The following is a 7,084-nucleotide window of genomic DNA, read 5'->3' on the forward strand; positions in this document are numbered from 1 at the left end:
TTTATACATACATTTAAATACAAAGTCATGTCAATTTTAAAAGATAGAGTTGCCCTTGTAACCGGAGCCGGTTCTGGCATTGGTAAACACGTTGCACTTAAATATGCTGCCGAAGGCGCCAAAGTAATCGTAAGTGATATTGTTGAAAAAGGTGGTAAAGAAACTGTAGTCGAAATTATAGCCGCCGGTGGCGAAGCCTTCTTTATAATGGCCGATACCAGCAAACCCGAAGACAATGAGTACCTGGTACAACAAACCGTTGCAAAATACGGTGCCTTGCATATTGCCTGCAACAACGCAGGTATAGGTGGCCCGGCTGCCCCAACCGGCGAATACCCGCTTGATGGCTGGGAGAAAGTAATTAAAGTAAACCTGAGTGGTGTATTTTATGGTATGCGCTACCAGTTACCAGCCATCCTTAAATCGGGCGGTGGCAATATTGTTAACATGGCTTCTATACTGGGTAAAGTAGGCTTTGCTAATTCGGCAGCGTATGTAGCTGCAAAGCATGGCGTAATTGGCCTTACAGAAACTGCCGCCATTGAATATGCAGCACAAGGTATTCGCGTTAATGCCGTTGGCCCAGGTTTTATTAAAACCCCGCTCATTGAAAAAGCCATGGACGAAGCAGCAAGAAACGCACTGATTGCGCTGCACCCGATAGGTCGTTTAGGCGAATCTGATGAAGTGGCAGAACTGGTACTTTGGTTAAGTTCTGATAAGGCATCATTTGTAACCGGTTCTTACTATAATATTGATGGTGGTTACTTAGCCCGTTAATAAAAAATGTGGCGTACGCCGTCGTAAAAAAATTTTCACGTTTCAATTTGATGATCCCTCGTACTTTATAGTCGGGGGATTTTTTTATTGTGGATAACATAACCAATAAAAAAGAACACATAACACAATGGCTTTCCTGCAATAACACCTTATATTGGAGTTCATAAAAAAACCAATTAATGAGCTCTTTATCGAACCCTATTAGTAACCACATCAAATTTGCTGTTATAATACTTGCGCTGGCTTTGCCATCCATAACATGGGCACAAACCACAGCAACGGTAGATCATATTGCCATTTGTGTAAAAGACCTTAAAAAAAGCACAGCCTTTTACACCCAGGTAATGCATCTGCAAAAAACAGATAACCCATTTGCCGATACCGTACACCAGTGGTATAATATAGGTAACAACATAAAAATGCATGCCATACAGGGTAACTGCACGGTATCGCACCAAAAATCAGATCATCTTTGCTTTACAGTTGCCTCTGTGGCAACGTTTGCCAAAGACCTTAAAAAACTAAACATCCCTTACAGTAATTGGAAAGGCGACAGCGAGCAACCCACCCTGCGTGCCGACGGTGTCCTGCAACTCTATTTTCAAGATCCTGACGGTTATTGGATAGAAATTAACAGCCCTGCTGTTAAATAATCAGTTGCATTGCCATAAGATAAAAGACTTGCTTAACTCCTTAAACGCAAAAGGCCCTCATCAGGGTCTTTTTGCGTTTATCATATAATCGTGCAAATAAAATTATATATTTTAATAAAATTCATTAATCTATCAAAATAGTAGTTATTAAATAATATAATGCGATACTATTTGCAGTAAATGGCAATTATTCTCACTTTATTTTTGACTTTTCCACAGTTTTAGACATTTATTCACTAAAATAAATTCATTGTTAAGTAAATGTTAACAAAAATCAAAAATACTTAACACTACCTTAAAGATTTAGTATTATAATAATCTTAACTTTGCAGATAGATAATTAATTAAACGTCTAATCAACAAAGTATGCGAAAAATTTTACTTATTTTTTCTTTATTACTCGGCGTAGTCTTATTAAATAATAAGGCTAATGCACAGGGTGTAACTACTGCCAGCGTTAACGGTATCGTTACCGACAGTAAAGGTGCCATCCCCGGCGCTACAGTTATTATTACCCACTTACCCACAGGTTCAGTTTATTCAACCGTTAGCCGTGGCGATGGTCGTTTCAACTTGCCTAACTTAAGAGTAGGTGGTCCTTACACTTTTAAAGTGTCTTTTATAGGTTTTAAACCATTTATTCAGGAAAACATCACCCTGTCAATCGGCCAGGATCAAAGGATGAATGCCAAACTTGAAGAAAACAACACCACGCTTAAGGAAGTAACCATTTCGGGTACTGCCGGTAAAGTGATCAACTCATCACGCACAGGCGCAAGAGAGACCATTAATCGCCAGCAAATCGAAGCGTTACCAACCATTAACCGTTCGTTAAGTGATTTCACCAAACTTACCCCCTCTGCAAGCAGCAATGGTACGTATTCAAACAGTTTTGGTGGTCGTAGTAACTTATTCAACAATATTACTGTTGATGGTGCTTTATTTAACAACTCTTTTGGTTTATCAGGTACTTTAGGTGGCCAAACCAATTCACAGCCAATTTCATTAGATGCGATTGACCAGATACAGGTTGATATTGCACCTTATGATGTTAGGCAAGGTAACTTTACCGGCGCGGGTGTTAATACCGTAGTAAAATCTGGTACTAACCAGGTAAAAGGAACAGTTTATGATTACGTGCGTGGCCCGGGTTTAACCGGTTATAAAGTTGATGCAACCCGTTTACCAGAAACTCATTTTACTTACCGCACAACAGGTGTGAGCATTGGTGCACCAATTATTAAAAACAAATTATTCATATTTGTTTCTGGCGAGCAAGAACGTAAAGCAGAGCCAATTTCGAGCGGTGCATACCTGGCAACCAGGCCAGGTGTTAGCGGTGCAAACGTATCACAAGTACAAGCAGCAACGCTTGATGCGATCTCTAACACACTTAAAACTAAATATGGCTACGATCCGGGACCATACGAAAACTATAACTACAATACCTATAGCGACAAATTAACCGCTAAACTGGATTGGAACATCGACAAAAATAACGTTTTAAGTGCTAAATATTTTTACTTAAAATCATACAGAGATGTTAACGCAAGTAATTCAGGTATCACCAATAATGGTGTTGGCTTTGGTACAACACGTGCTCCGGGCGTAAATAGCCTTCCTTTCTTTGGTTCAGGATACCGTATCAACAACAACTTTAATATCGGTATTGTTGAGTTAGCTACACGCGTAAGCAACAACATGTCAAACAAATTAACGGTTGGCTATTCTGCTTTACGTGATTATCGTGCCTCTTTAGGTAGTTCAAATGTACCAATGGTTGATATTGGCAACGGTACTAGTACAGTTACAGGTGCAGTTATAACTGCAGCTAATGCTACAGCAACCAGCTTTGGTTACGAGCTATACACTGCTGGTAACTTATTAAGTACCAACATCTGGCAGTTTGCTGATGATTACAGCATCTTTGCAGGTAAACATGAAATCACTATCGGTACCAGCAACCAGATACAAAGCTATGTAAACGGCTTTGCTCCTGATTACAATGGTTTATATACGTATAACTCTGCTTCTGATTTTATTAACGGTTTACCGGCAGCGGCTTACACTACCCGTTACTCTGCAGTTGGTAATGATTTCCCTTATGCAAAAATCAAAGCTTCGATCTTTAGTTTATATGCACAAGATAAATGGCATATTACTGATAACTTCCGTTTAACTTATGGTTTGCGTGCAGATTATGATGTATATCCTACTTCATTATCTCCTAACGCAAATGCAGCAAACATTACTTTCCAGCAAGGTATCCACGTTGATGTATCTAAATTGCCTAAAAACCGTATCCAGTTATCTCCTCGTGTAGGCTTTAACTGGGATGTAAACGGCGATCAGTCAACCCAAATCCGCGGTGGTAGCGGTTTGTTTGCCGGTACAGTTCCATTTGTATGGATTTCTAACCAGGCATCTAACAATGGTTTATTATTTGGTTCATACACTGTTACTAAAGCAGCTACTCCAAACGATACAAGGTTAATTTACAATCCAAACGTCAATGCAAACCGCCCTACTGGTGCTGTTGCAGCCAATACATCTTACGAATTAGATGCTGCAGACCCGAACCTGAAATACCCTAAGATCATCAGAACAAACTTAGCTGTTGACCAAAAATTACCATGGGGTATCATTGGTACCATTGAAGCATCTTACAGCAAGGATATCAATGCCATTTATCACCAGAATTTAGTATTATCTGATAGTTACGCTACTTTACCGGGTGTTGAAGGACAGGTTCGTTACACATCTAAAAATGCCTATCTTCCAACTGCTCCAACTGCTGTTAATCCGGCAATTACCGGTATGTACTACATGACTAACACTAACAAAGGTTATTCATACTTCGTGACCGGCCAATTACAAAAAAGCTTTTCAAGCGGCTTTTATACTAATATAGCTTACACGCACACCACTTCAAAAGATGTAAATGACGGTGGTTCTACAGCAGGTACTATTTGGAGCACCCGTGCAATGGATGGTAATCCAAATGGCACACAACTTACCAATAGCTCTTATGTTCAGCCAAGCCGTATTATTGCTACTGTAGCTTATCGTAAAGAGTATGGTAAAAACTATGCAACTTCAGTTGGTTTAACTTTCGAAGCTGCTAACAATGGTGCGGTATCTTACATTACAGCAAATGACCCCAACAATGATGGTGCTGCTAATGATTTAATGTATATCCCAAGAGCTCAAAGCGATATTTTATTAGTTCCTAATGGTGCAACCGACACTCGGAGTGCTACCCAAATATGGAATCAATTAAACGCATTTATCAGCCAGGATAAGTACTTAAATACCCACAGAGGCCAATTTGCAGAAAGAAATGGGGCTATCATGCCTTACTTCAAACGTGCAGATTTAAACATCACCCAGGATTTCTTTGTTAAAGCAGGCAAAACCAGAAATACCATCCGTCTTACATTAGATATGATTAACCTTGGTAACTTCCTTAACCGTAGCTGGGGTACTTATAAGGTATCAGCTATTAATGGTTTAGCAAGTGGCACTGTTCCAGTATTACGTTATACTGGTATCGATGCTGCAACTGGCCGTGCGCAATACACTGTACCGTTCTTAGATGCTGCTAATCAAATTCCTATTACCCAATCTTACAAAAACGACACCAGCATTTTATCACGCTGGCAAGCACAACTTGGTATCAGATATATCTTTAATTAATATATCCTGCCTAGTATAAATAAAAACGTCCCGGTAAATTACCGGGGCGTTTTTTTATGTTGATAATCTACGCCTGTGCATCACAAATGCATAATAATTGCAGCCCCATTACTTTTAACAATCACAAAACACGTAATCTTGCACCATGCACTTAGAGAAAAATATTGAAGAGCGAATTCAACTATCAGAAACAAGGATATTCAAAGCCGTATTCCCAAATACCACCAACCATTACGATACGTTGTTTGGTGGCACCGCAATGCTTTTAATGGACGAAGTTGCCTTTATTACTGCCACTCGTTTTTCTCGTAAAAGGATGGTAACTGTATCGTCAGACCGGATTGATTTTAACAAACCCATACCTGCCGGCACCATCATAGAACTGGTTGGCAGTATCAGTAAAATAGGTAATACCAGCCTGAAGGTTTTGGTAGAAATATTTATTGAAGAAATGTATTCAGACGTGCGTGATAAGGCTATTACAGGCACTTTTACCTTTGTGGCAGTAGACGAACACAAGAACCCGGTTAAAGTAATTTAAGCGCTTTATACTATTTATTTTACCCTTTGAGCAGCCACACCTTCGGTTGTAATTTTTACAGGTTTAATTAGCCCGTTTTTATCAAAATATAGCCTGTCTATACAAACCACCCTATGGTTACCGTCGATTTCAGTAAGCGGCCTGCGGTGGTATACAATATACCAGGTATCTGTTTTGGCATTATGTAATAAGGAGTGATGGCCTGCGCCTCTAGCAACAGCCATATCCTGTTGTAAGATTTTTCCAATCCGTTTAAACGGTCCGAAAGGGGAATCGGCAATGGCATAAGCAACAGAATAATCGGGCCCGGTCCAACCACCTTCAGACCACATCAGGTAGTATTTGTTATCCTTAAGAATCATATAGATCCCTTCCACAAATCCTTCCGGGGTTATTTCCTTAAATATATTGCCGTCGGGCAGCTTGGCCAAGCCCTTAAAATCATCCTTCAACCTGGCAATGTTAGCATGGCCCCAGCCGCCATATAAAATATAATATTTGCCGTCCTTATCCTTAAACACAAACTGATCTATCGGTTGCGCTCCATTAACTACAGTATCAATAAGCGCTTTGCCAATGTGATCTATGTACGGCCCAGCCGGGTTATTGGCAACCGCTACGCCAATACCTCCTTCCTCGCCCTGATGCATATCGTTGGCACCAAAAAACAGATAATATTTTTTATCCTTCTGCACAATAGCCGGTGCCCATATGGCCTTATGCGCCCATTTAATACTAGCTGTATCTAATACAGCATGATGTTTATTCCAGTGCACCAGATCCTTAGACGAGAAAGCGTCAAGAAACACCTGTTTATTATATTTCGCAGAATAGGTTGGATAAACCCAATACGTGTCCCCAAAAATAGCCGCATCCGGATCTGCATACCAGCCCGGGAATATAGGATTGCCCGAGGTATTCGTGCTTACTTTATTTGGTATAGGCTGTTGCTGCGCATGTAAGTTTACTGCTCCGCATAATATTAAAACGGCAAGTACTATTCTTTTCATATATTGATAGATGAATAGTAAAAATAGCAGATTAAATAGGAAGTAAAAAAGATTGTATTGTTATTGGCAAATAGCATCCTGAATAATTTAGCATTATCCATTATATAGGTTTAAGATAACAATGTATTGAAATCCGTAAATGTACAGTAGTGATAATGGCGATATGCAGCCCCGCTATGCGCTCATACTCCACAGGCCTTAGCCACGGGCCGGTATCCGCTGCTATCGGGTTTAACAGGAAGCGGTGTGCTATATAATAAAAAAAGCTGTATAAAACAGGAAAGCCTTTGCCGGTTAGACAAAGGCTTTATACCCTGATAAGGTTTGGCGCCGACCTACTCTTCCACATTTTACTGCAGTACCATCGGCTCTGGCGGGCTTGACTTCTCTGTTCGGAATGGGAA

General features: G+C 40.1%; 5 protein-coding genes. 4 read left to right on the forward strand and 1 reads right to left on the reverse strand.

From position 1 onward, the window contains the following. The first annotated feature begins 27 nt into the window (after positions 1-27). The 4 genes from RG47T_RS17885 (at position 28) to RG47T_RS17900 (ending at position 5,670) form a co-directional block, all read left to right on the forward strand. The gene (locus RG47T_RS17885) at positions 28-780 is read left to right on the forward strand and encodes an SDR family NAD(P)-dependent oxidoreductase (RefSeq protein WP_171972558.1); all 753 of its coding nucleotides are present in this window, start codon (positions 28-30) and stop codon (positions 778-780) included. 179 nt (positions 781-959) lie between these two features. Continuing rightward, complete coding sequence (locus tag RG47T_RS17890; RefSeq protein WP_083627453.1) at positions 960-1,433, forward strand: VOC family protein; 474 nt, start codon at positions 960-962, stop codon at positions 1,431-1,433. A gap of 366 nt (positions 1,434-1,799) precedes the next feature. Next, on the forward strand, positions 1,800-5,129 hold the full coding sequence (locus tag RG47T_RS17895; RefSeq protein ID WP_074490833.1) for a TonB-dependent receptor: 3,330 nt from the start codon (positions 1,800-1,802) through the stop codon (positions 5,127-5,129). A 145-nt stretch (positions 5,130-5,274) separates the two neighbouring features. Next, a complete protein-coding gene (locus RG47T_RS17900) occupies positions 5,275-5,670 on the forward strand; it encodes an acyl-CoA thioesterase (protein WP_074490834.1) in 396 nt (131 codons plus the stop codon). A 14-nt stretch (positions 5,671-5,684) separates the two neighbouring features. On the opposite strand, the gene RG47T_RS17905 is transcribed toward RG47T_RS17900, so the two are convergent. Next, positions 5,685-6,680 carry a glycoside hydrolase family 43 protein gene (locus tag RG47T_RS17905; RefSeq protein WP_074490835.1) on the reverse strand — a complete coding sequence of 332 codons (996 nt, stop codon included), beginning with the start codon at positions 6,678-6,680 and terminating at the stop codon, positions 5,685-5,687. Positions 6,681-7,084 lie beyond the last annotated feature (404 nt).

The organism is Mucilaginibacter polytrichastri (genome assembly GCF_001911425.1).
Taxonomy (GTDB): Bacteria; Bacteroidota; Bacteroidia; order Sphingobacteriales; family Sphingobacteriaceae; genus Mucilaginibacter; species Mucilaginibacter polytrichastri.